This window comes from Xanthomonas sp., from assembly GCF_017163755.1.
GTDB lineage: Bacteria > Pseudomonadota > Gammaproteobacteria > Xanthomonadales > Xanthomonadaceae > Xanthomonas_A.
Genome location: NZ_JAFIWC010000003.1, coordinates 26,086 through 49,976, shown reverse-complemented (window position 1 = coordinate 49,976; position 23,891 = coordinate 26,086). Strand labels below are relative to the sequence as shown.

The following is a 23,891-nucleotide window of genomic DNA, read 5'->3' as shown; positions in this document are numbered from 1 at the left end:
CACAGCGCCTGGCGGTGCCGCAAGCGCAACGGGCACAGGGACGCAGCGCAGGCGGCGCGATGCGTACCGCACCGCTTGAGCCGCAAGCGCTGGCCGTGGATCGGAAGGACGGATTCTCGCCGTTCCCGCGGGAGCGGTGTGCCGCGGCGGACGCCGCCGCAACGGCCGACGCGCCGCCGGCCGTTGCGCGATCAGTAGCGTAGCAGCGCCGAGCCCCAGGTGAAGCCGCCGCCGAAGGCCTCCAGCAGCAGCAACTGGCCGCGCTGCACGCGGCCCGAACGCACCGCCACGTCCAGCGCCATCGGCACCGACGCGGACGAGGTGTTGCCATGGATGTCCACCGTCACCACCACCTGCTCCATCGGCATCTCCAGCCGCTTGGCGGTGGCCTCGATGATGCGCAGGTTGGCCTGGTGCGGGATCAGCCAGTCCAGGTCGTGCTTGTCCAGGCCGTTGGCTTCCAGGGTCTCGTCGACCACGGCGTCCAGCGCCTTGACCGCGTACTTGAACACCTCGCTGCCCTTCATCTGGATGCCGCCCGCGGCCGCGTTGCCGGTCCCGTCGCCGAGCCCGGTGGAGATGCCGACCGGGTTCCACAGCAGTTCCTTCTTGCTGCCGTCGGCGTGCAGGTGGGTGCTGAGGATGCCGGTGTCCTCGTCGGCACGCAGGACCACCGCGCCGGCGCCGTCGCCGAACAGCACGCAGGTGGTGCGCTCGGTCCAGTCGACGATGCGGCTGAGGGTCTCGGTGCCGATCACCAGCACGGTCTTCACATCGCCGCAGCGGATGAACTTGTCGGCCACGCTGAGCGCGTAGACGAAGCCCGAGCAGGCGGCGTTGACGTCCATCGCGGCGCCGCCGCCCATGCCGAGCCGCGCCTGGATCAGGCAGGCGGTGGACGGGAAGATCAGGTCCGGGGTGGTGGTACCGACGACGATCATGTCCAGCTCGGCCGGGTCGATGCCGGCCGCTTCGATCGCCTTCAGCGCGGCTTCGTAGCCCAGGTCGCCCGCGGTCTGGCCGGCGGCGGCGATATGCCGCTCGCGGATGCCGGTGCGGCTGCGTATCCATTCGTCGCTGGTGTCGACCATCTGCGACAGGTCGTCGTTGGTCAACACCTTTTCAGGCAAATAGCTGCCGGTGCCCGCGATCCTTGAATAGATCCGCTTGCTCATGCTGGTTCCTGCTGCCTGTTACGCAGGCCGCCCCGACGCGGCGCGGCCTGTGAAGATGGGTGCACCGCCCGCCGCTGCGCGACGGGTCGGGCCGTATCAATCTTCTTCGACCTGCGAGGTCTTGCTGGCGATCACCTTCTTGCCGCGGTAGTAGCCGTCGGCGGTGATGTGGTGGCGCAGGTGGATCTCGCCGCTGGTCGGATCGGTCGACAGCTGCTTGGCGCTGAGGGCGTCGTGCGAACGGCGCTGGCCGCGGCGGGACGGGGTGACACGGGATTTCTGCACTGCCATGGGATTGCTCCAAACTCGGTTCGTTTACATCTGTCGTTTACGTCGCGCAGGACGCGCGCGTCCGGCAACAGCCTCAGGCAGCGGACGGGGCGCCGGCCGCTACTGTTTCTTCAGCGCCGCCAACGCCGCGAACGGGTTGGCCTTGCTCAACTCTTCCTCGGTCGCCGGCCAGTCCTGTTCGACCGCCTCGCTCCCGGGCGCCACCGGCACCAGCGGCACCGCCAGCACCAGTTCGTCCTCGACCAGATCCTGCGGCCGCAGCATGCCATCGTCCGGCACCAGCAGGGCCTCGTACTCCGGCGGCAACGCGGCCTCGTCGGCCTCGTCGCGGATCAGCCCCATCCGCTGCACCATCGACACCGGCAGCAGGAAGCGCTGCAGGCTGCGCTGACAGATCAGCGGCAGCGCGGTCTCGATACCCAGTTCGACATAGGACACTTGCAATACTTCGTCGCGGCCGAATTCCAGCGTGTACCGGCATTCGCCTTCGGTATCGGCCAGACTGTCCTGGAGACGGGTCATCGCCGATAGCGGCAGCCGGCCTTCGAACATCCGGCGCGCTGCGACCATCCGCCAGGCATCCAACAGTTCGGGCACGTTCGCGGACATAAGCCGCAGAATGTTAAGGACTGCCGGGGGCGCTGTCAAACCGTCCCGGGCACCCCTGTCATCCGCTTGCCCCGGCCGCGCGCCTCGCCGCAGACTGCCGGCCCCGGCTTCCGCCGCCGCCCCGACGACCGCCGATGCCGCGCCTGATCCTGGCCTCCACCTCCGCCTATCGCCGCGAACTGCTGCAGCGGCTGCGGCTGCCGTTCGATACCGCCCGCCCGCAGGTCGCGGAGACCGCCTTGCCGGGCGAGGCCCCGCGGGCGCTGGCGCAGCGGCTGGCGCGGGCCAAGGCCGCGGCGGTCGCCGTTCAGGCCCCGGACGCCTGGGTGATCGGCTCGGACCAGGTCGCCGACCTGGACGGCCTGGCGCTGGGCAAGCCCGGCCATGCGCAGGCCGCATGCGCGCAGCTGGCGGCGATGTCCGGGCGCCGCGTGCGCTTCCATACCGCGGTGTGCCTGCTGCACGGCGGCCGCGCGCTGGCCGCCATCGACCTGACCGAGGTGCAGTTCCGTGCCCTGTCCGGCGAGGAGATCGCGCGCTACGTGGCCGCCGAACGGCCGCTGGACTGCGCCGGCAGCTTCAAGTGCGAGGGCCTGGGCATCGGCCTGTTCGTCGCGATCCACAACCAGGACCCGACCGCGCTCGTCGGGCTGCCGCTGATCGCGCTGTCGGGGCTGCTGCGCGAGGCGGGATTTGCGGTGCCTTGAGGTCGGGACTCGGGACTCGGGACCGGGGACCCGGGACCCGGACTCGCAACAGCAACAGCAGGATGCGTATCCCTGCCGATTTGCTAGCGCTGGCGCAGGCGGCACCACTGGTAGGGGAAGTCGGTGCGGCCGATCAGCGCCGAGTACACCCGGCACGAGTCCGGCTCCAGGGCCAGGCCGTAGCGCGCCAGGCGCTGGTCGGCCAGCGCCGCGTACTGCCGGTTGCCGGCCGCGATATCGGTTCCGCGCCCGGGGATCATCGTCCATCGGCAGCGCCCGCCGGCCTCGCTCAGCAGCGCGCGCACCGGGCGCCGCGCCAGCCGGCGCATCAGCGTGCAGTCCGGGCCCCGGGTCAGCCCCAGGCGCTCGGCCAGCGCATTGACGCGCAGCAGCCGCTCGGCGTTGCGGTCCACCGCCGCCGGCAGCATCGCGTAGGCGTCGCCGCGCGCGGCGACCATGGACCGCACGCGCCCGGCATAGGCCGGCGATTCGGGAAAGTTGGACGCGACCGACGCGTATACGGCCTGCGCCGGCAGCGATGGAACGCGCCAGGACTGCGGTTCGTCGCCGACCAGCAGCACCACGCTGCGCGCCGGCTGCGGCATCGACGGCGCCTGCACCCGGAACGCCTCGCGCGCCCAGCGCTCGTGCCCCCAGTCGCCGCGGCCATGCAGCGCGACCAGCGCGCAAGCGATCAGCGTCCAGCGCGCCGCCGGTGCCGCGATGCGCAGCGGCAGCACCCGCCGCACTCCGACCCACAGCAGCAACGGCGCCAGCAGCTCCGGCACCACCAGGTAGCGCTGGATGCTGAACGTCGCTTGCCAGGCCACGAAGGCGACCACGAAGAACACCAGCAGCGCGCACCACGCCGGCGCGACCACGTCGCCGGCCACCTCGCGCCGACGTCGGCGCAGCGCGAACAGCAGCAGCGAGGCCAGGCCCAGCAGGTACAGCAACGGCCAGACGATCTGCGGCAGGGCCACTTCGCTGACCCGGTTCGGTTCGATCGAGAACAGCACCGGCCAGCTCAGCCATTGCAACCCGCCCTGCGGCAGCCAGCGCGTATCGCTGACCGCCACCGGCTGCGCCAGCGGCGCCAGGAAGTGGCTGTTGAACTGCGGGAACAGCGGATTGCCGAAGGTCTGCCATACGCTCAGCAGCCAAGGCCCGGCCAGCGCCGCGAAGCTGGCCACGGTGGCCGCGGTCAGCACCGCGGCGCCGCCTACGCGCTGCCGCGCCCGCCCGCCGGCGGCCAGCGCCGCCACCCCCAGCGCAAGCGCAAACAGCGCGTTGGTCAGCTTGCATGCCAGCGCCAGGCCGAGCAACGCGCCGGCCAGCGCCCAGTACGCGATGGCCACGCCCTGCCCGGCCACCTGTTGCCGGCGTTGCGCGTGCAGCGCGGCCAGCAGCGCGCCCAGCACCGGCAGCGCGCTGGTGTTGTCGCCCATGGTGCCGGCGAGTTCGGACAGGAACGCGGCACTGCACATGCCGGCCAGGGCCAGCCACGGCGCCAGTCGCGCGCGGTCCAGGCGCGGATCCAGCACTTGCCAGGCGATGCCGGCCAGCAGCAGGAACGCCAGCCCGTGCAGCGCGCCCATCGCGAACCCGGCCAGCGGCGCCGGCAGCCCGGTCATCAAGGCGTAGTGCAGCACGTCCAGCAACGGATTGAAGTAGCTCTGCAGCTGCGCCGGCGCCAGGTCCAGGCCGAGGCGCCCGTGCAACGCGGCGTAGCCGTTGTACAAGTGGTAGTTGCGCAGGTCCCAGTTGGCGTCCTGGCCGAGCCACAGCGACAGCAGCCCGCACAGCAGCGCCACCGCCACGCCCGCGGCGGCGACGTTGCCGCGGCTGTGGAATCCGAAGCGCCGATCGAGCGCCTGCGCCAGGCGCCGGCGCCGGCCCGGCCGCGGCACTGCGGCCTGCGTGCCCGCGCTCACTCGCCCGATTCCGGCGCGCGCGCCTCGTGCAGCGGCAAGGCCGGCACCGCCAGATAGGCCAGGCGCTTGGCCTCGATGCGGCCGCGGGTGACCGTGTCCAGGATCAGCCCGCAGGCCAGCAGCAGGAACCCGAGCAGCATCAGCGCCGCGCACAGGATCGCGGTCGGAAAGCGCGGCACCAGCCCGGTATCCAGGTAGGTGAGCAGCAGCGGCAACGCCAGCAGCAGCGACGCCAGCGCGCACGCCGCCGCTCCCAGCGAGAAGAACAGCAGCGGCCGTTCGGCCTTGAACAGGCGCGCGATCGTCAGCAGGATGCGCGCGCCGTCGTGCCAGGTGCGCAGCTTGCTCTGCGATCCGTGCGGGCGCGCGCCGTAGCCGGTCGCCACCTCCGCCACCGGCATGCGCAGCTGCAGCGCGTGCACCGCCAGCTCGGTCTCGGTCTCGAAGCCGGCCGCATGCGCGGGAAACGACTTGACGTAGCGGCGCGAGAACACCCGGTAGCCGGACAGCATGTCGTCGAAACTGCGCCCGAACAGCAGCCCCACGCAGCGGGTCAGCAGCACGTTGCCGAGGCGATGGCCGGCGCGGTATGCGGCGGCCTGCCCGCTGCGGCGCGCGCCGACCACCATGTCCAGGCCGTCGCGCAGCAGGCGCTCGACCAGCACCGGCGCCATCGCCGCGTCGTAGGTGGCATCGCCGTCGACCAGCACGTAGACGTCGGCCTCGATGTCGGCGAACAGGCGCCGCACCACGTTGCCCTTGCCCTGCGGGCCGACCTGGCGCACCTGCGCGCCGGCCGCACGCGCGATGCCGATGGTGCCGTCGCTGGAGTTGTTGTCGAAGACGTGGACGCTGGCGCCAGGCAGGTGGCGGGCGAAATCGGCGACCACGCCGCCGATGGTGGCCGCTTCGTTGTGGCAGGGCACCATCACCGCGATGCGCACGGCGGGGAAAACGGCGGGTAGGGTCATGGCGAAAGAGTCGGCGCGGCGGGCGTGGAGGCGCGCCATCCTATCTCAGCGCTGGCGCAGCACGATCGGCTGCTCCCACCAGTCCTCGACGCTGCCGTCGTGGCCGTGCAGGCGCAGGCCCAGCCAATGGGTGCCGGGCGCCAACGCCTGGGTATCGAGCTGGGTGCGGAACCCCACGTGCGGATGCTGCGTGTCGGTGGAGATCTTCCAGAACGCGGTGACGTCGTAGCGCTGGCCATACTCGGCCTGCGCCGCCACCTTGCCGTCGAGCAGCACGTCCACCCGCGCGATACCCGCGCCGTCCTTGAACGCCCAGCCGGACACGTCGAAATGCGGCGCCACGTGGTCGCCGCTGGCGGGCGTGTTGATCCACGCCATCGCCGGCAGCACGCACGGCCCCGGCAGGCGCTGCGCCGGCAGCCGGAACAGCAGGAAGCGCTGGCTGCCGTGGTCGTTGGACACCACCCGCGGCGGCGGCAGCGGCCCGACCAGCGCGCAGACCTCGTGGTAGCGCTGCAGCAGCAGCCGGTATTTCAGGTCGCTGGGCGACAGCACCAGCAGCCGCGGGCCATCGCGCCGGCCGTCGCCGAGCAGGCCCCATTGCCGCAGCTGCGCGCTGCGGCCGTGCTTTTCGTTCAACGCGTGCGGCAGCACCTCGATGCGCGCATCGCCCAGTTCGAAGCCCAGTTCGGCGCCGACCTTGAAGTTGTCGGCCAGCACCCGCGCGCCGGGCGGCATCGCCGCCAGTTCCTCGCGCACCGCCGCGGCCAGCGGCCCCCACCCGGCGAAGTTGCGCGGGTAGTACTTGTTGCCGGCGGCGTGTTCGCGCACCGACGGCACCGACACCGCCAGGTAGTAGGCGAACGCGCCGACCAGGCCGAGCCCGGTCAGCGCCCAGGCGGTGCGGCGCAGCCGCTTCGGCCAGCCGCCGAGGATCACCGGCGCGGCGATCAGCAGGGCCAGGTAGCCGGGCAGCGGCCAATGGAAACTGATGCGCTCGGCGTCGGTGAAGAAGCCGGCGACGAAGATGCCGAGCGTGGAGATCCCGCCGAGCAGGCCGAAATAGCGCCACTGCACGCGGGCGCCGCCGCTGCCGCCGCCGCGGGTGGCGACCAGCGCGACGTTGCACAGCGCCACCGCCAGCAGCGGCGTCACCAGCAGGCCCTGGATCAGCACGAACCAGATGCCGTTGGGCTGGAAGCTCCACGGATGCCGATCGACCAGTTGGAACTTCAGCCCCGCCTCGCCGTTGTCCACGTTCCAGGCCAGCAACGGCAGCCACGCCACCAGGCCCATCGCCAGCGCCACCCAGACCTGCGGATCGCGCAGCATCCTGCGGCCCTGCGGGATCAGCAGCAGGGCGATGCAGCCGACCCCGACCATGCCGGCGAAGCGGTAGTGGCTGAGCGCCCCCAGCGCCAGGCCCAGCGCCAGTTCAACGGCGCTCATCGCATCGATCTGGCGCAGCAGCCGCGCGCTGGCGTCGATGCACAGGATCGTCGCCAGCGCCATCGGCACGTCCGGCAGGGCCAGGATGCCGAGCGTGCCGGACAGCGGCATCAGCAGGGTCAGGCTGCCGGCGCGCCAGCCGGCGACCGCGCCGAACCAGCGCGTGGCGATGCGCGCGATCAGCCACGGCATCAGCGCCGCCAACAGCAGGAACGGCGCGCGCAGCGCCAGCAGGTGGTCGCCGCCCACGGCCACGCCCAGGCGCGCCAGCCAGGCGGTCAGTCCGGGCAGGTCCGAATACGCGGCGGCCAGATGCTGGCCCTCCTGCCAATAGAACGCTTCGTCGACGAACAACGGCAAGCGGGCGGCCACCAGCAGCTTGGCCGCCGTGACCAGCGTCCACAGCACCAGGAAGACGCTTCGCGCGCGTTGTTCGCCCTGCATTGCCTTTAAACTCCCCTAAACCCGTTGCGAGAACGCGATGCCTACTCCGCCCCGCTTGCCGGAAATGCTAACCGAAACGCTGCGCCAGTCCCTCACGCAGGCGCAGCAGCAGGTCAATTCGCTGGTACTGGGCAAGCCGCAGCAGGTGCGGCTTGCCTTTGTCGCGTTGCTGTCCGGCGGACACCTGCTGATCGAGGACCTGCCCGGACTGGGCAAGACCACCCTGGCGCACGCGCTGGCCGCGAGCCTGGGGTTGAGCTTCCAGCGCGTGCAGTTCACCTCCGACCTGCTGCCGGCCGACGTGCTCGGCGTGTCGGTGTACGACGCGCAGTCGCGGCAGTTCCAGTTCCATCCCGGGCCGGTGTTCGCCCACGTGCTGCTGGCCGACGAGATCAACCGCGCCCCGCCGCGCACGCAGAGCGCGCTGCTGGAAGCGATGGCCGAGCAGCAGGTGACGCTGGACGGGGTGACCCATCCGCTGCCTTCGCCGTTCTTCGTGATCGCCACGCAGAACCCGGTGGACCTGTCGGGCACCTTCCCGCTGCCGGACTCGCAGCTGGACCGGTTCCTGCTGCGGCTGGCGCTCGGCTACCCCAGTGCCGAGTCCGAACGCGCGCTGCTCAGCGGCAGCGACCGCCGCGACCTGATCGCGCAGGCGCAACCGATGCTCAGCGACGCCGACATGGCGACGCTGCGCCATGCGGTGGACCGGGTCCACGCCAGCGAGGCGCTGGTCGGCTACGTGCAGGCGCTGCTGGCGCGCAGCCGCCAGCATGCCGGGGTGCGCGTGGGCCTGTCGCCGCGCGCCGGCATCGCGTTGCTGCGCGCGGCCAAGGCGCATGCGCTGCTGCTCGGCCGCGCGCATGCGCTGCCCGAGGACGTGCAGGCCTTGTTCGTGGCGGTCGCCGAACACCGGCTGGTGGCCGAACAGGAATCCGCGTCGGGCCAGTCGCTGGCCAAGGCGATCCTGCACAGCGTGCCGGTGGACTGAACGCCGTGCGTACGCGCCTGCAGCGGTGGCGGCGGACGTTGGCGCACCTGGCGCGGCCGCGCGACCCCGAACCGCTGCCGGTGCAGTTGGACCGCCGCCGCATCTACATCCTGCCGACGCCGTTCGGCGGCTTCATCGCGCTGCTGCTCGGCGCGATGCTGCTCGGCGCGTTGAACTACAACAACAACCCGGCGCTGCTGCTGGCTATGCTGCTCGGCGCCGCCGGCGTGGCCAGCGCGATCGTGGCCCACCTGCAGCTGTCGGGCCTGCGCCTGGACGCGCTGTCGGCCGAACCGGTCGCCGCCGGCACGCCGTTGCGCCTGCGCCTGTCGCTGGCCGCGCGCGACGCGCGGCGCCGGCGCGGCGTGCGCGTGGCGCACGCGCAGCAGTACACCTACCTGGACCTGGGCGGCGATGGCGGCGGCGAAGCCGACCTCAGCCTGCCGACCGAGCGCCGCGGCTGGCTGGACCTGGAGCGCATCCGCGTCTCCACCACCCAGCCGCTGGGCCTGCTGCAGGCCTGGGCCTGGTTCTGGCCGGACGCCCCGCTGCTGGTGTACCCGCAGCCGGAGGCGGACGGGCCGCCGCTGCCCGGCGGCGACGGCAACCCGACCCAGACCCGGCTGCACGCGCTCGGCGAGGAACTGCACCAGCTGCGCCCCTACCGCGCCGGCGACGCGCCACGCGCGATCTCGTGGAAGCACTCGGCGCGGCGCGACACCCTGCTGGTGCGCGAGTACGAGCGCCCGATCGGGGTGGACGTGGTGCTGGACTGGCGCGCGCTGCCGTCGCTGCCGTACGAGCGCCGCATCGCGCGGCTGGCACGCTGGGTCAACGAGGCCGAGCGCGACGGCCGCCGCTACCGCCTGCTGCTGCCCGGGCAGCCGCCGCTGGGGCCGGGCCGCGGCGCGCAACACCAGCACCTGTGCCTGCGCGCGCTGGCGCTGCTGCCGCATGGCTGAGTCCTCCTCGCCCGCGCTGACCCGCGCCAGCCGCGGCTGGGCCCTGGGCGCCGGCCTGCTGGTGCTGCTGCCGCTGCTGCTGCAGTTGCCGGGCGCGCTGATGCTGGTGTTCGGCGGCGCCACGCTGCTGGTCGGCGCCAGTTCGTGGTGGCGGCCGATGCCGGCGCCGCTGCGGCTGCTGCTGGTGGCGGCGATGCTGGCGGCGATCTACTGGCAGATCGGCATGCGCTTCGGCCGTGACACCGGCTGCGCGATGCTGGCCGCGATGCTGGCGATCAAGCCGTCGGAACTGAAGACCCTGCGCGATGCGCGCAGCCTGCTCGGCTTCGCCCTGTTCGCGCCGTTCGCCGCCTTCCTGCTCGACCAGGGGCCGCTGACGATGCTGCTGGCGCTGGCCGCGGTGATCGCCGCGCTGCTGTGCATGCAGCGCCTGGCCGACCAGGAAGGCCGCAGCGACGAGCGGCCGGCGCGCGACCAGCTGCGCGGCGTGGGCCGGCTGCTGGCGATCGGGCTGCCGCTGGCGCTGGCCGCGTTCTGGCTGTTCCCGCGGCTGGGCTCGCCGCTGTGGGGCGTCCCCGAACGCGCGCTGGCGCGGCCCGGACTGTCCGACACGATGACCCCGGGGCAATGGCTGGACCTGATGGCCGACGACAGCCCGGCGGCGCGGGTGCAGTTCTTCGGCAAGGTGCCGGCGCCGGACCAGCGCTACTGGCGCGGCCCGGTGCTGTGGGAGTTCGACGGGCGCACCTGGCGCGCGCAGCGCTGGCACGACTACCAGCCGCCGCCGGCGACGCAGGCGGGCGGCGCGGCGTGGGACTACGAGATCGAGATCGAGCCCACCGACCGCCGCCAGGTGATCGCGCTGGACCTGCCGCTGGCCGCGCCGGACGGTACCCGGCTGTCGTCGGACTACGTGCTCAACAGCGCGCGCCCGCTCAGCGCGCTGAGCCGCTGGCGCCTGCGCTCCTCGCCGCCGCAGCGCTTCGAGGCCACGCTGCCGGCGGCGCAGCGCCGGCAGGCGCTGCAGCTGCCGCCCGGCTACAACCCGCGCACGCTGGCGCTGGCCCGGCAGTGGCGGCAGCAGGCCGGGCGCGACGACGTGGCGATCGTCAACCGCGCGCTGCGCTGGATCCGCCGCGACTTCGCCTACACCCTGGACACGCCGTTGCCGGGCCGCGACGGCATCGACGAGTTCCTGTTCCAGTACAAGGCCGGCTTTTGTGAACATTTCAGCTCCGCGTTCGTGGCGCTGATGCGCGGCGCCGGCGTCCCCGCGCGGGTGGTCACGGGCTATGCCGGCGGCACCCGCAATCCGCTCGGCGATTACTGGGTGATACGGCGCATGGACGCGCACGCCTGGGCCGAAGTATGGCTGCCGCAGCGCGGCTGGGTGCGCGTGGACCCGACCGCGGCGGTGGCGCCGGAGCGGATCTACGACACCCTGGAGGACCGGCTCGGCGACGGCGGCGGCGGCCTGGCCGGCGGCGACTGGCAGCTGCGCGACGTCGGCGACTGGCTGAGGCGCGGCTGGAACGACCTGGTGCTGTCGTTCGACGCCAACCGCCAGCAGCGGCTGCTCAGCGGCCTGGGCATCGGCAAGCTGGAGCCGGCGCAGCTGATCGGGATCTTCGCCGGCTTCGCCGCGCTCACGCTGGGCGCGATGGCCTGGTTGCTGGCGCGCGGCGAGCGCGAGCGCGATCCGTTGCTGCGCGCCTGGCGGCGCCTGGGCAAGCGCTACGCGCGGCTCGGCCTGGCGCGCGAGGCGCACGAGCCGGCGCTGGACTGGGCGCGGCGTGTACAGCGCGTGATTCCCGACCCGGCGCTGCTGTCGCTCAGCCAGCGTTTCGCCGATTCGCGCTACGCTGGCGCTGATTCGGACAGCGCTTCACTGTTGCGCGACCTGCGCAGGCACCGTCCGCGAACCGGAGCATCCCGATGAAGATTCGTCTGCTGTTACCCGTGGTGGCCGCCCTCGCCCTGGGCGCCTGCGTGACCGCACCCAAGCCGTTGCAGGGCCAGTTCGCCACCGTCACCCCGCGCGACTCGGTCGCCGGCCAGCAGGTCGGTTCGCCGGTGCGCTGGGGCGGCAAGATCATCCAGACCAAGCCGGCGCAGGGCGAGACCTGCTTCCAGATGCTGGCGCGGCCGTTGAACGGCAGCGGCCGTCCGGACAGCAGCTCGGCCGACGCCAGCGACGGACGCTTCATCGCGTGCCGCGCCGGCTTCTACGATCCGGCCGTGTTCGAGCCGGGCCGCGAGGTGACCTTCATCGGCCACGTCTCCGGCTACGAGAACACCCGCATCGGCGAGTACGACTACCGCCTGCCGAAGATCAGCGCCGACGTGGTCTACCTGTGGCCGGTGGTGCGCCAGGTCGAGGTGGTGCCCGCCTACCCGTACGGCCCCTGGGGCCCGTGGGATCCGTGGGGCCCGCGCTGGGGCTATCGTCGCGGCTGGTGGTAAGCGCCGCTGACGGATCGCAAAAAAAGCCGCTCATCGAGCGGCTTTTTTTGTCCGGCGTTGCGCCTTGACGGCGGATAGTGCTGTGCGCATAACCGGTTTGCCGATCTTCGCGAGTGAGACCTAACAATTCATTCAAGCCGAACCCACGGCAGGGCCGCGCCTAGGTGCACGCCTTCGGCTATATTCGCCCTCAGTCGCCGCCCTGCGTGGGCCGGCTTAATTCAGGCGTCAGGCTGACCACAATACGTCCTCTCCACCCTGTCAGGAGATTCAAGATGATGCGTAGATGCTTGGTCTTCTTAGCGCTCGCTGTAGTGACGGCTCCGGCCATCGCAGGTTGGCGCGCAACGACACCGCAGGCGAAGGAATCCGTGAAACAGCCTCGGATAGCGGCTGCCCTCGAGGCCGCGACCCGCTTTGACAATGCGATTCTCAAGAAAGACGCAGTGGCTTTTGAAAGCCTTTTCGCGGATGACGCGGTTGTCAATAATCCATTCAACAAGATCGCCAGGAAAGCAGACGCCCTTAAGAATCTCCGCACGGGCTTGATTGACTACACAACCCTCAATCGGTCAATTGAGTATGCCGCACTCCGCGGTGAGCATGAGGTCCTCCTCATGGGAGAAGAGACTTTGACTCCCGTGGGGAAAGCCAAGTTCGCCAACAAGCAGGTCCGGCGTCGTACAACCGAGATCTGGACGGATGCAAGTGGTACTTGGCAGCTCTTGGTGCGCCAAGCCACCATCTACTCAGCAGAGTAAAAGCGTGCAGCCTAACAATCCATTCAACCCGATCGGCTCGCGGCACGGGTTAATTCAGGTGTTAGCCTCCAACAAGAATTTTCATGACAACTCCACCGGCGCTGCCGCGACGTACTGCCGGTATGCGCGAACGCGTGGCAAACGCTGCGGACCTACAGCCCTAGCCTGGACGGGCAATGTCGCTCCGATGGAGAACGGCAGCCTATAAGCGGCTTTTCTCAGAGCAGGAGGTCGGCGGGACCAATTCCCTAGTCAAAGAGCGGATGTCGCGGGCAGTGCCAACTCTTTGTTCTGCAGGACATTAGTGCTGTCCGCCATCAAGGCGCGGCGGTGCCCAGGGCTACCGACACACGCGGACCCATGCATCAGCTGGCTTCCTCGCCGCGCCTCGACCACTCGGGTCCCTGGTCCCTGGTCCCGACAACGCCATCACCAGCCGCTCAGCGCGCTGGAAGGCCGCCACCGCATCACGCCGTGCCGAAGCGTCCCAGCGGCGCACCGGCGAGCAGGTGCAGGTGCAGATGGAACACGGTCTGGCCGGCGTGCTCGCGGCAGTTCATCACCACCCGGTAGCCGTCCTGCGCTAGGCCCTGCTCGCGCGCATACGCGGCCGCGGCCAGCGCCAGCTTGCCGATCAGCGCCGCCTGCTCGGGACGCGCGTCGTCCAGCGTGGCGATCTCCACCTGCTTGGGAATGAACAGCACGTGCACCGGCGCCTGCGGCGCGATGTCCTTGAAGCCGAGCACCTCGTCGTCTTCGTAGACGATGCTGGCGGGAATTTCGCGGCGAATGATCTTGCCGAAGATGGTGTCCATGGGCGGGATCTGGAAGCGGAAGTAGGCGAGCGTTATAGCCCAATTCGACGCTACGGTCGTGGCCCGGCGGCCGCGTCCCGTATGTCGCGCTACTCGGCGGCGCCGCCCTTGGGCACTTCGCTGCGGCTGCCGAACGCATGCGACAAGGTGCCGCGATCGACGTATTCCAGTTCCCCGCCCAGCGGCAACCCCTGCGCCAGTCGGCTCGGACGCACGCCGTGCTGGCGCGCCAGCTGCGCCAGGTAGTGCGCGGTGGCTTCGCCTTCGACGGTGGAATTGGTGGCGATGATCAGTTCGACGATCTCGCCCTGCGCCAGGCGCGCGGCGAGCCGGTCCAGGCCCAGTTCGCGCGGGCCGATGCCGTCCAGCGGCGACAGCCGGCCCTGCAGGATGAAGTACACGCCGCGGTAGCCGGTGGCGTGCTCGATCGCCAGCCGATCGGCCGGCGATTCCACCGCGCACAGCTGCTGGCGGTCGCGGCCGGCGCTGGCGCAGATCGCGCAGATCTCGGTCTCGCTGAAATCGCGGCACTGCGCGCAATGGCCGATGCGCTCGATCGCCTTGCCCAGCAGCTCGGCCAGGCGTTGGCCGCCTTCGCGCTCGCGCTCGAGCACGTGGTAGGCCATGCGCTGGGCGGTCTTCTGCCCGACGCCGGGCAGGATCCGCAGCGCGTCGATCAGTTGTTCGAGCAGCGGTGCGGTCATGCGTCGTGCGTGTTCTCGGGCCCGGCGCCGTCGCACTGTTGCAGCAGCGCGCGCAGGCGCGGCAACGCCTGCGCCAGCGCGCTGGCGATGTCTTCCTGCGTCGCCACGTAGACCGAAGGCATGTAGCTCACGATGCGCTCGACTTCGGCGTGATGGCTGCCCGGACGCTCCAGCAGCGCGAGCGCCAGCGTGTCGAATTCCTCGCCGTAGCCCGTGCCGCGCCCGTAGCGCAGGTCGCTGAGCGGGTGGTCGCCTGGCTTGCCGTTGGGCATCAGAACGGCAACTTCATGCCCGGCGGCAGCTGCATGCCGGCCGTGGCCGAGCCCATGCGCTGCTTGGATTCGGCATCGACCTTGTTGGAGGCGTCGTTGAAGGCCGCGGCGATCAGGTCCTCGGCCATCTCCTGGTCGGAGAGGATGCTCGGATCGATCCGCACCTTGCGGCATTCCTTGGCGCCGGTCAGCGTCACGCTGACCATGCCGCCGCCGGCGCTGCCGGTGACTTCCAGGTTGGCCAGTTCTTCCTGGGCGCGCTGCAGGTTTTCCTGCATCTTCTGCGCCTGTTGCATCAGTTGGGCGATATTGCCGCGCATAGTGGCTCACTCATCGTAAGGGCGGATGGAATCGGGCACGACCCGCGCGCCTTGCTGCTGGATCAGCGCCTGGACGTCGGGGTCGCTCATGAAGGCGGTTTCGGCCGCGCTCTGGCGCTCGCCGCGTTGCCGGTGCGAGCGCTCGTGCAGGGTTTCGGCATCGACCGCGATGCCGGTCTCGATGACGATCTTCGGGCGGTTGCCCAGCTCGGTGGCCAGGGCGCTGGCCAACTCGCCGAGCGAGCGCTCGGACTGCAGGTATTCGAACCCGGGCGACAGCGACAGGCGCAGCACGCCCTGGGCGTAGCTGACGAACGCCGAGTTCGCCGCGAGCTGCCGCGACGGCCCGGTGAGGCCGCATTCGGCGACCAGCTCCAGCCAGTCCTCGGCGGCATGCAGTTCGCGCGGCGCGCGGGAGGCCGCCGGCGCGGCCGGCTCGGCCAGCGGCGGGATCATCGCCATCTCCGGCTCGGGCGCCGATGCGCTCGGCGGTGGCATGGCCGCGCTCGGCGGTGCCGGCGCGAGCGCGGGCGATGACGGCGAAGGCGAGGTCTCCCAGGGCGGATCCAGCACCGGTGCCGCCACGGACGGCGCCGGCGACGCTACCGCCGCAGGGCGCGCCGGTGCCGGCGTCGGCGCAGGAAGCGGCGTCGCCACGGATGCTGGCGCCGCCATGGACGCCGGCGCCGGCGCGGCCGCTGCGGCGCTGGCCGCCGGCGCAGCCGCCGCGCGGGCGCCGGTGGACGTTTCGCCCGCCGGCGCGGCCGGCACCGCGCCGCTGCCGGCCGGGCGGAACGCCAGCATGCGCAGCACCGCCATCTCGAAACCGGCGCGCGGGCTCGGCGCCAGGTACAAGTCGCGGCGCCCGTTCAGCGCCATCTGGTACCACAGCTGCACCACTTCCGGGCGCAAGCGCTCGGCGAACGGCGCCGGGTCCAGGCCGTCGAGCGCGCTCACCGCGCCGGGCACCAGCTGCCGCACCTGGATCCGGTGCAACGCCTCGGCCAGCGCCTCGAGCACCCCGCCCCAGTCCGGCGAGAATTCGGCCAGCCCGGCGACCACCTGCAGCAGGCGCTGCCCGTCGGCCTCGGCCAGCGCGTCCAGCATCGCCGCGACCTGGGTGCGGTCGACGGTGCCGAGCATCGCCCGCACCACCTCCTCGCGCAGCGCGCCGCCGGCGTAGGCGATGGCCTGGTCGAGCAGCGACAGGCCGTCGCGCAGGCTGCCATCGGCGGCCTTGGACAGCTGCACGATCGCCGACGCATCGGCCTCGATCTGCTCGGCGGCCAGGATCCGGGTCATCTGCCCCTGGATCTGCTCCTCGTCCAGGCGCTTGAGGTTGAACTGCAGGCAGCGCGACAGCACCGTCACCGGCAGCTTCTGCGGGTCGGTGGTGGCGAGCAGGAACTTGACGTGCTCCGGCGGCTCTTCCAGCGTCTTGAGCAGCGCATTGAACGCCGCCTTGGACAGCATGTGCACCTCGTCGATCAGGTACACCTTGTAGCGTCCGCGCGAGGGCATGTACTGCGCGTTCTCGATCACCTCGCGCACGTCGTCCACGCCGGTGTTGGACGCGGCGTCGATCTCCAGCAGGTCGATGTAGCGGCCGGCGTCGATGTCCAGGCAGGCCGGGCACTGGCCGCAGGGCTCGGCGCTGGTGCCCTGGTCGCAGTTCAGCGACTTGGCGAAGATCCGCGCGATGGTGGTCTTGCCGACGCCGCGGGTGCCGGTGAACAGGAACGCGTGGTGCACGCGCCCGGTATCCAGGGCATTGCCCAGCGCGCGCACGACATGCTCCTGCCCGACCAGCTCGGCAAACCGCTTCGGGCGCCACTTGCGGGCGAGTACGAGGTAGGACATCAGGCAACCGTCTTCATCTGAACCGCCATTGTGCCATGCCCGGTCGCAGCGTCCGCGACCGGCAGGTTCAGCTTGTGGCAAAGCCCCGCGGCGGCTAGAATCCCGCCCCTGCCGGCGGCGATGTGGTGCCGGCAGGCCCGGAGAGGTGTCCGAGTGGTTGAAGGAGCACGCCTGGAAAGTGTGTAAGCGTCTAAACCGCGCTTCGGGGGTTCGAATCCCCCTCTCTCCGCCAGTTATCCGATTGGTAGTGGCTTCGGCCAAGCAATTCCGAGTACCCTACTAAAAGACCTGCTACGCCTGATGTGCTGGGCTAGGTGGGCAAGAAGGCCACCCGTCGAGGTGGCCTTCTTGTTGTTCAGCCGTCCAAGATGATCGCGCTCGGATGGCCTTGTTCGCCGTGAGCCACGCGCAAGATCCAACGTAGATCGTGACCATGGCCTCAAAGCACCCAGCCTGCAGCCAACGTTGGGTTTGCTGATAGACCGCCTCCCGAGGTGGAAGTCGTTGGGTAGCAGCCGCCACGGGACTCCGTCACGCGCCATCGAGGCGCAAAGGACTAGCGGCCAACCCGAAGGGCGGCCATCCACAACAGCCGCTACAGCTGCTACAGCTGCTTACGCCACGGCGAGCTGCCGATCGCGTGACTGCAGCTCTTCGGCGATTCGAACGTCATCCGCCGATACGAACGACCACTTTTCCGAAGGGCCCCTGTCCAAGACGCGCAAATGCCGCGGCAGCTTCGGTAAAAGGAAACACCGTGTCGATGACCGGCTTGATGCCGTGCCGGTCGATGGCCGAGTTCATTTCCTCGAATGCACGCCGGTGCCCGACAGAAACACCTCGCAAGGTGGCACGCCGGAGTTGAAGCGGAATCGCCGGCATCCGTATCTGGGTGTCGTCCATGAAACCGATCTGCAGGATGTGCCCGGAGTCCGCCAAGGCCTGCACCGACTGGCCCAGGTTGTCGCCGCCGCGCAGCTCCAGAACGTGATCGACGCCGTTGCCGCCTGTCAGTTCGGCCACCGCTTCGGACCAGGCAGGCCACTGCTCGGTATTGATTCCGGCCCAGGCGCCCAGTGCTCTGGCCCGGGCCAACTTTTCGTCGCTGCGCGAGCTCACGATCACGCGCGCGCCCAGCGCCCGGGCGAACTGCAAGCCGAACAACGATACGCCGCCCGTACCCTGGACCAACACCGTCTGCCCTTTCCGAAGCCCTCCCGCTTCCACCAACCCGAACCAGGCAGTGAGCGCTGCAACAGGCAACGTGGACGCCTCTTCATCCGACAACGACGTAGGCGCAGCAACGGCGGCCTGTTCGGAAAGCGCAACGAATTCGGCAAGCACACCCGGAAGCGGCCCACCCAGGGACAAGCCATGCCTGCGCATCGCTGCCGGAGGCTCGCCGTCCAGCCATTGGGTCCAGAAGTTGCCCATGACCCGGTCGCCCACCTTGAAGCGGCTCACTTGCGATCCCAGCGCGACCACCTGCCCGACCATGTCCGACGCCGGCACGAACGGCATTACAGGGCGCTGCGGCAACAGTCCGCCGCCGATGACCAGGGCGTCCCGATAGTTCAGCGATACCGCCGCGACCTTGACCAATACCTCGTCGGGCTCCGGACGCGGCACAGGCCGCTTAGCCATCTGCAGATTGTTCAGACCGAAGTCCGACAGTTGCCAGACCGTCATCGATTTCGCGCTCATGTTCATCGCTCCTCAGCTCTTCGCACAATTTGATTGCCCAGTCTATTGAGGACTCGTATGCGCCAGTTGCGGATTATTTTCCCTAGACTGACGACCCGAATTCCTCAATAGGCTCAGAATGACGAGCTACAGTGCCTCCCGCCTGCACGGCATTACCGCGTTCGTACAAGCGGTAGATGCCGGCAGCTTCACTTCGGCCGCTCAGCGCATCGGCTTGTCCAAGTCGGCGATTGGAAAGAGCGTGGCGATGCTCGAACAGCGATTGGGCGTGCGGCTGTTGGAGCGGACCACACGGCGGCTCGCGCTCACGGCGGAAGGTGCCGACTTCTACCAAAGCTGCCTGCGCGTGCTCGCCGAACTGGACGAGGCTGAGTCGCGGGCCGCTTCGCATCGTGCCGAGGTATCCGGCCTCCTGCGCGTCAGCTTGCCGGTGACGTTCGGCAGGAGATGGGTCATGCCGGTGCTATGCGGACTCGCACGGCTGCACCCCAAGCTCGTGCTGGACGTGCGGTTTACCGATCGGGCGGTGGATCTGCTGGAAGAGCACATCGACCTAGTGGTGCGTCTGGGCGATCCGGGCAACAGCGCCTCGCTTTCATCGCGCCATCTGGGCGATCAAAGATCGGTTGTGTGCGGTGCGCCCGCATACTTCGCAGAACGTGGGGTCCCGGCTTCCATCGAGGACCTAACCCATCACGACTGCATCACCTTTGGACAAGGTGGCCACTTCCTGCCGTGGACGTTGCAGGATATCGACGATCGCATCGTAAGCGTCAGGATCAAGGGTCGCCACGCCATCAGCGACGGGGACGCATTGCGCGCGGCGGTGCTAGATGGGCTGGGCATCGGACAGCTTCCGACCTGGCTGGTGGCCGACGCGTTGAGCAACGGCACGCTGATCGCGGTGCTTGGGCCGCAGGGCGTCAAGGGCTCTCCGATTCACGCGCTGTGGCCCACCACGCGCAATCTGGCGCCGAAGGTCAGGGTAGCCGTCGACGAACTGGTGCGGTCATTCGCGCCCATGGCGCCTTGGGACAGGGGCGTGCCGTGAATGCCACACCCAGCGCTGGGTGCTACGTGTCACCGCCCGCGGCCGTCCCGACAGGCGCCGCGGCGGTGAGCGATGACCGTCGAGCCTCTGCATCCTAGCGGACCGCAGCCCGTTTGCTTGCGGCCACCCGCGGCGCCGGCTCCAGGTAGATCTCCTGCAGGCGCTTGCGGTCTTCGCGGCTCACGCCCAGTTCCTTCTCGAAGTAGGCGTCGAGCGAGCCATAGTCGTTGCGGATCTGGTCGAACGCGGCCGCGATCAGCGAGGCGTCGGTGCCCGACAGCACCTTGCGCGCTTCCGGCGGCAGCTTGCCCATCGCTTCCATCGTTGCGCTGTGCGGCCCGTCGGCCTTGGGCTCGCCCTTGGCCTTGGACGCGGCATGCTTGGCCTGGCGTGCGGCTTCCTGCTTCGGATAGACCAGCGCGCTCAGCGCGTAGTCGGCGCTGACCGTGTCCGGGGCCACGCCCAGCGCGGTGAGCACCAGCGCGCCCAGCACGCCGGTGCGGTCCTTGCCGGCGCTGCAGTTGAACAGCAGGCCGTTGCCTTGCTGCAGGTCGGCGAAGGCCTGCCTGAATTGCGCCGCGTACATCTTCGGCATCGTCCGGTAGAAACTGCCGAATACGCGCAGCGCGGTCATCTCCGGGTTGGCCGACGGCGTGGAGAACGCCTTGGCGAAACCGCCAGCATCGAAATCCAGCGTGTAGTCGAGGCTGTAGTAGTTGCCGCCGTTGGCGATGCGCTGCGCATCGGTCGGCTCGACCTTTCGCTCTTCCTGCGAGCGCAGGTCGCAGATGGTCTTGATGCCGAGCTTCTGCAGGTAGGCGTAGTCGGCGTCGGTCAGGTCGCTCATCACGCCGGAACGGTAGAGCCGGCCCCACTTGACGCTGCGGCCGTCGGTGGTGCGGTAGCCGCCGAGGTCGCGGAAGTTGACCCCGCCTTCCAGCGACAGCACGCGTTCGGCGACGACTTCCTGGTGGCCTTGGTTGTCGTCGACCAGCACGTACGGGCGCGTGCCGGCGGCATGTTCCAGCTCCACGCGGCCGAGGGTGCCGGGCGCATCGTCGATCCGCCTGGCGTTGCCGGGAACCTTGCCCTGGGCATCGCCGAGCACGAGGTCGAGTTTTTCGCCGGCGGCCAGCGCGCCGGTCCAGACCACGGCGATCCTGGTCGGCGAAACGCGCTCGACGGCGATGTCGGTCGGCAGCTGCGCCTGCGCGTCGAACGCGAGGGCGGCGATGGCGAGGGCCAACAGTGGCTTGCGGTTCTTCATGTGATGGTTCCTCAGAAGCGGATGGCGACGTCGAGCCCGAAGGTGCGCGGGTCGTTGAAGATGCCGTAGGTGCCCAGGCTGGCGGTGTTGCTGGTGTAGAACAGGTGCTCCTCGTCCAGCAGGTTGCGCGACCACAGCGAGAACTCCGCCGTGGCCCCGCTGCCGCCCATCGGCACGTCGATCAGCGCCAGGCGCGCGTTGACGACGAAGGAGCTGTCGGTGAGGGTCTGCTCGACTTCGCTGGTGTAGTAGCCGTCGGACCAGTTGCCGTCGAGATGGAACTTCAGCGCCGATGCGCCCAGCGGCAGCAGGTAGTCGATGCCGACGCTGCCGGCGTTTTCCGGCGCGTACAACGGCAGCACGGTGACCAGCGGGTTGCCGGCCACGTACGGATTGGGCGCGCTCAGCGGATCGGCCTTGGTGTAGGCGTAGTCCAGGCTCAGGGTCAGGCCGTCCAGCGGCATGACGCTCAGTTCCAGCTCCGCGCCCTTGGACTTGCCGTCGGTGCTGGCATTGGTGGTGTCGGACACGGTGCGGGTCTGGCCCGGGCCCAGCGGCAGGTAGAAATCCATCTGCCGGTCCTTGACCGTGGCGGAGAACAGCGCCAGGTTCAGGCGCGCGCGGTCGTCCCAGAACTGGGTCTTGGCGCCGAGCTCGATCGCTTCGACTTCTTCCGGCGCGAACGCGCGGTAGCTGATCGAGCGCGAATTGGCGCCGCCGGCCTTGAAGCCGGTGCTCCATTTGGCGTAAACCATCGCGTCCTCGCCGAGGTCGTAGGCCACGTTGAGCATCGGGTCGAAGCGGCTCCACGAACCTTCGAACGCCAGGTTCGACGCCGCGCCGTTCAAGGTATGCAGCCGCCCTTCCTTGTCGTCCTGGGTCCAGCGCCCGCCGGCGGTCAGGTGCAGGTCCTCGATCGAGGCCGGGGTCCAGGTGGCCTGGCCGAACACGCCGACGCTGTCGGCCTCGGCCTTGCTGGCGCGGTCGATGCGCACCCTGCCCAGGTCCAGCGGCTGGTTGATCGTGGTGTAGGCGCTGCCGTCGGCGTTCCAGCGCAGGGTGTTCGGGGTCTGCGCGTTGTCGCCCACGGTCTCGTGGTAGTAGAACGCGCCGGCGACGTATTCCACCTGCGCGGTGTTGCCGATCAACTGGAATTCCTGGCTGTACTGGTGCTGGTAGAACTGGGCCAGGCTGTAGCGGCCGAACTCGCCATTCGGCGCGAAGGTCGAAATCGCGTCGTTCAGGCCGTTGTCGAACTGGCCCTGCTCCAGCTGGCGGTACGAACTGATCGACTTCAGCTGCAGATCGTCCGACAGCGTCCAGGTCAGGTTCAACAGGTGGCCATCGGTCTTGCCGACGTTCTCTTCCTGCGGCACGCCGATGATGGCCGCGTCGCGCCGGTCGCGCTGCGCGCCGGCGCCGAGCAGCGGGCCGCGCCGCGCGCTGCCGCCGCCGAGGTACTGGGCATGGTAGGGCGTGGTCGCGTCGTAGGAATGGTCCAGCGCGTACAGGGCCTCGAAGCTGTCGCTCGGCTGCCACAGCGCGCTGAGGCGCGCGCCGCGCTTGCCGTAGCCGTTGAAATCCTCCTGGCCGCGCATCGGGTTGTCGGTGGTGCCGCCGCGGCGTGCCTGCACCGCGTCGATCTTGAAGCTGACCTGGCCCGCGCGCGGCAGATCCAGGTGCATGCCGCTGCTGTAGCCGTCGTAGTTGGAGACGCCGAAGCTGGTCCTCAGCCCGAATTCGCCGGTCGGCGCCTTGGTCACGATGCTGATGGCGCCGCCTTCGGTGTTGCGGCCGAACAGCGTGCCTTGCGGTCCCTTCAGCACCTCGATGCGTTCCACGTCGTACAGCGCGGTGCCCAGTCCCTGGGCGCGGCCGAGGAACACGCCGTCGACGTACACGCCCACGCCCTGGTCGCGCGCCGGCTGGTTGGCGTCGCCGCTGGCGCCGATGCCGCGTATGCCGATGTTCAGCGCCGAGCTGCGGGTGGCGAACGGCGCGACACGCAGCGAGGGAATCGAACCGTCGGCCAGGCTGCCGAGGGAAATCGCGCTGCGGTCCTTCAGTTCCTCGTCGTTGAGCACCGACACCGAGATCGGCGTTTCCTGCAGGTTGGTCTCGCGTTTCTGCGCGCTCACCACGACCTGATCGAGCGTGACCGGGTCGGACGCCTGGCGGGTCGCGGTTGCCTGCGGGGCTTCCTGCGCGAATGCCGGCCCGGCGGCCAACGCGGCCAGCGCCAGGGCGACGGCGCGGGAAAGAGGATGACGCATCGTGATGGTTCCTGAAGGGGGGAGGAATTAGCCGGCAATCTTGCGAGCCGCCGTTGACAGTTGAATGACCGTTCAACGTACGTCCCTGGGCTACCATCGGCGTCAATCCCACCGTGCGAGCGAATCCATGCCTTCATTCGCCAGCAGCGACGTCGCTTCGGAAAACGAGTACGCCAAACAAAAGCGCCAGCGCATCCTCGACGCGGCGCGCGAGTGCTTCATCGAGGACGGCTTCGAGGCCGCGTCGATGGCGAAGATCGCAGCGCGTGCGGGCCTGAGCACCGGCCTGCCCTATCACTATTTCCAGAACAAGCGCGCGATCGTATTGGCGCTGATCGAACAGCACCTGAAGGAAAGCCGCCAGGGCCTGGCGCGGATCCAGGCCGCGGACGGCCTGGCCGATGCGCTGCAATCGGCGTTCGAACTGTGGCGCAGCCGCAAGGTCAGCGCGTTCCATGTCGGCCTGCAGAGCGAGATCACCGCGCTGGGCATGCGCGATGTCCACGTCGCGCGCGACCTGCAGCGCAACGGCCGCGACATGCGCCAGATGGTCGTGGGTTGGCTGCAGCAGCGCGACGCCAGCCAGGGCCGAACCCGTGCTGCGGACGAACTGGAACTGGCCGCCGCGATGATCCAGTGCTTTTCCGACGGCCTGGCCCTGATGGCTGCGCGCGAACCGGACTTCGACCCGGCCCTGGTCGAAGCCTTATTGCAGCGCGTGGTGCCGCTGGCGCTGGAAGGCTGAGGCAAGACGCTTGGGAAAAGCGCTCTAGCTCAATCGTCGTGTTCGGCCCGAGTGCCGCCGCGGGCCGCCAGGCAACCAGGCTCGACCTGGTCGCCGGCGAACCCTCGCCGCCTGTATCCAGGC

At 69.7% G+C, this 23,891-nt stretch carries 22 protein-coding genes, 1 tRNA gene and 1 pseudogene; 9 read left to right on the top strand and 15 right to left on the bottom strand.

Going from position 1 to position 23,891, the window contains the following annotated elements:
* Positions 1-191: 191 nt before the first annotated feature.
* The 3 genes from JR065_RS02995 to JR065_RS02985 form a co-directional block, all read right to left on the bottom strand.
* A complete protein-coding gene (locus JR065_RS02995; RefSeq protein WP_206231974.1) occupies positions 192-1,175 on the bottom strand; it encodes a beta-ketoacyl-ACP synthase III in 984 nt (327 codons plus the stop codon).
* Between the two features lie 96 nt (positions 1,176-1,271).
* Positions 1,272-1,466 (bottom strand): 50S ribosomal protein L32, encoded by a 195-nt coding sequence (rpmF, locus tag JR065_RS02990; protein ID WP_206231972.1) that lies wholly within the window; start codon positions 1,464-1,466, stop codon positions 1,272-1,274.
* Positions 1,467-1,565: 99 nt separating this feature from the next.
* Positions 1,566-2,075, bottom strand: coding sequence for a YceD family protein (locus JR065_RS02985; protein WP_206231970.1), 510 nt, complete (start codon positions 2,073-2,075; stop codon positions 1,566-1,568).
* 134 nt (positions 2,076-2,209) lie between these two features.
* Between JR065_RS02985 and JR065_RS02980 the strand changes: the two genes are divergently transcribed.
* Positions 2,210-2,782 carry a Maf family protein gene (locus JR065_RS02980; RefSeq protein ID WP_206231968.1) on the top strand — a complete coding sequence of 191 codons (573 nt, stop codon included), beginning with the start codon at positions 2,210-2,212 and terminating at the stop codon, positions 2,780-2,782.
* An 83-nt stretch (positions 2,783-2,865) separates the two neighbouring features.
* Here the strand turns inward: JR065_RS02980 and JR065_RS02975 are convergent, their stop codons facing one another.
* The 3 genes from JR065_RS02975 to JR065_RS02965 all read right to left on the bottom strand — a co-directional run bounded on the left by JR065_RS02975 (position 2,866) and on the right by JR065_RS02965 (position 7,580).
* Complete coding sequence (locus tag JR065_RS02975) at positions 2,866-4,416, bottom strand: glycosyltransferase 87 family protein (RefSeq protein ID WP_241093351.1); 1,551 nt, start codon at positions 4,414-4,416, stop codon at positions 2,866-2,868.
* A gap of 296 nt (positions 4,417-4,712) precedes the next feature.
* On the bottom strand, positions 4,713-5,687 hold the full coding sequence (locus JR065_RS02970) for a glycosyltransferase family 2 protein (RefSeq protein WP_206231965.1): 975 nt from the start codon (positions 5,685-5,687) through the stop codon (positions 4,713-4,715).
* Positions 5,688-5,732: 45 nt separating this feature from the next.
* A complete protein-coding gene (locus tag JR065_RS02965) occupies positions 5,733-7,580 on the bottom strand; it encodes a glycosyltransferase family 39 protein (RefSeq protein WP_206231963.1) in 1,848 nt (615 codons plus the stop codon).
* 37 nt (positions 7,581-7,617) lie between these two features.
* Here JR065_RS02965 and JR065_RS02960 point away from each other — a divergent pair, with 37 nt between their 5' ends.
* The 5 genes from JR065_RS02960 to JR065_RS02940 all read left to right on the top strand — a co-directional run bounded on the left by JR065_RS02960 (position 7,618) and on the right by JR065_RS02940 (position 12,757).
* Entirely contained in the window at positions 7,618-8,571 is a 954-nt protein-coding gene (locus JR065_RS02960; RefSeq protein ID WP_206231962.1) for an AAA family ATPase, read from the top strand.
* Between the two features lie 5 nt (positions 8,572-8,576).
* Positions 8,577-9,533 (top strand): DUF58 domain-containing protein, encoded by a 957-nt coding sequence (locus tag JR065_RS02955; RefSeq protein ID WP_206231960.1) that lies wholly within the window; start codon positions 8,577-8,579, stop codon positions 9,531-9,533.
* Positions 9,526-11,472: a transglutaminaseTgpA domain-containing protein gene (locus JR065_RS02950; protein WP_206231958.1), complete on the top strand. Its 1,947-nt coding sequence runs from the start codon at positions 9,526-9,528 to the stop codon at positions 11,470-11,472. The genes JR065_RS02955 and JR065_RS02950 overlap by 8 nt, the downstream gene beginning before the upstream one ends.
* Positions 11,469-11,996, top strand: coding sequence for a Slp family lipoprotein (locus JR065_RS02945; RefSeq protein WP_206231957.1), 528 nt, complete (start codon positions 11,469-11,471; stop codon positions 11,994-11,996). The genes JR065_RS02950 and JR065_RS02945 overlap by 4 nt, the downstream gene beginning before the upstream one ends.
* A gap of 275 nt (positions 11,997-12,271) precedes the next feature.
* Complete coding sequence (locus JR065_RS02940; RefSeq protein WP_206231955.1) at positions 12,272-12,757, top strand: nuclear transport factor 2 family protein; 486 nt, start codon at positions 12,272-12,274, stop codon at positions 12,755-12,757.
* A gap of 467 nt (positions 12,758-13,224) precedes the next feature.
* Here JR065_RS02940 and JR065_RS02935 read toward each other — a convergent pair whose 3' ends face one another.
* The 5 genes from JR065_RS02935 to dnaX form a co-directional block, all read right to left on the bottom strand.
* Positions 13,225-13,572 (bottom strand): histidine triad nucleotide-binding protein, encoded by a 348-nt coding sequence (locus JR065_RS02935; RefSeq protein ID WP_206231954.1) that lies wholly within the window; start codon positions 13,570-13,572, stop codon positions 13,225-13,227.
* Between the two features lie 89 nt (positions 13,573-13,661).
* Positions 13,662-14,276, bottom strand: coding sequence for a recombination mediator RecR (recR, locus tag JR065_RS02930; RefSeq protein ID WP_206231952.1), 615 nt, complete (start codon positions 14,274-14,276; stop codon positions 13,662-13,664).
* Entirely contained in the window at positions 14,273-14,548 is a 276-nt protein-coding gene (locus JR065_RS02925; RefSeq protein ID WP_206231951.1) for a hypothetical protein, read from the bottom strand. Before JR065_RS02925 ends, recR begins: the two co-directional genes overlap by 4 nt.
* A complete protein-coding gene (locus JR065_RS02920; RefSeq protein WP_206231949.1) occupies positions 14,548-14,868 on the bottom strand; it encodes a YbaB/EbfC family nucleoid-associated protein in 321 nt (106 codons plus the stop codon). Before JR065_RS02920 ends, JR065_RS02925 begins: the two co-directional genes overlap by 1 nt.
* A gap of 6 nt (positions 14,869-14,874) precedes the next feature.
* Entirely contained in the window at positions 14,875-16,728 is a 1,854-nt protein-coding gene (gene dnaX, locus JR065_RS02915) for a DNA polymerase III subunit gamma/tau (protein ID WP_206231948.1), read from the bottom strand.
* A 139-nt stretch (positions 16,729-16,867) separates the two neighbouring features.
* Here dnaX and JR065_RS02910 point away from each other — a divergent pair.
* Positions 16,868-16,960: transfer RNA gene (locus JR065_RS02910), tRNA-Ser, on the top strand.
* Positions 16,961-17,086: 126 nt separating this feature from the next.
* Here JR065_RS02910 and JR065_RS21400 read toward each other — a convergent pair.
* Positions 17,087-17,270 (bottom strand): annotated as a pseudogene (locus tag JR065_RS21400) (transposase); the annotation flags it as partial.
* 127 nt (positions 17,271-17,397) lie between these two features.
* Complete coding sequence (locus JR065_RS02905) at positions 17,398-18,432, bottom strand: zinc-dependent alcohol dehydrogenase family protein (RefSeq protein ID WP_241093338.1); 1,035 nt, start codon at positions 18,430-18,432, stop codon at positions 17,398-17,400.
* Between the two features lie 118 nt (positions 18,433-18,550).
* On the opposite strand from JR065_RS02905, the gene JR065_RS02900 reads away from it, so the two are divergent.
* Positions 18,551-19,483: a LysR family transcriptional regulator gene (locus tag JR065_RS02900; RefSeq protein WP_206231946.1), complete on the top strand. Its 933-nt coding sequence runs from the start codon at positions 18,551-18,553 to the stop codon at positions 19,481-19,483.
* A gap of 94 nt (positions 19,484-19,577) precedes the next feature.
* On the opposite strand, the gene JR065_RS02895 is transcribed toward JR065_RS02900, so the two are convergent.
* The gene (locus JR065_RS02895) at positions 19,578-20,750 is read right to left on the bottom strand and encodes a tyrosine-protein phosphatase (RefSeq protein ID WP_206231945.1); all 1,173 of its coding nucleotides are present in this window, start codon (positions 20,748-20,750) and stop codon (positions 19,578-19,580) included.
* Between the two features lie 11 nt (positions 20,751-20,761).
* On the bottom strand, positions 20,762-23,023 hold the full coding sequence (locus JR065_RS02890; RefSeq protein WP_206231943.1) for a TonB-dependent receptor: 2,262 nt from the start codon (positions 23,021-23,023) through the stop codon (positions 20,762-20,764).
* 127 nt (positions 23,024-23,150) lie between these two features.
* On the opposite strand from JR065_RS02890, the gene JR065_RS02885 reads away from it, so the two are divergent.
* Entirely contained in the window at positions 23,151-23,768 is a 618-nt protein-coding gene (locus JR065_RS02885; protein WP_206231940.1) for a TetR/AcrR family transcriptional regulator, read from the top strand.
* Positions 23,769-23,891: the final 123 nt, after the last annotated feature.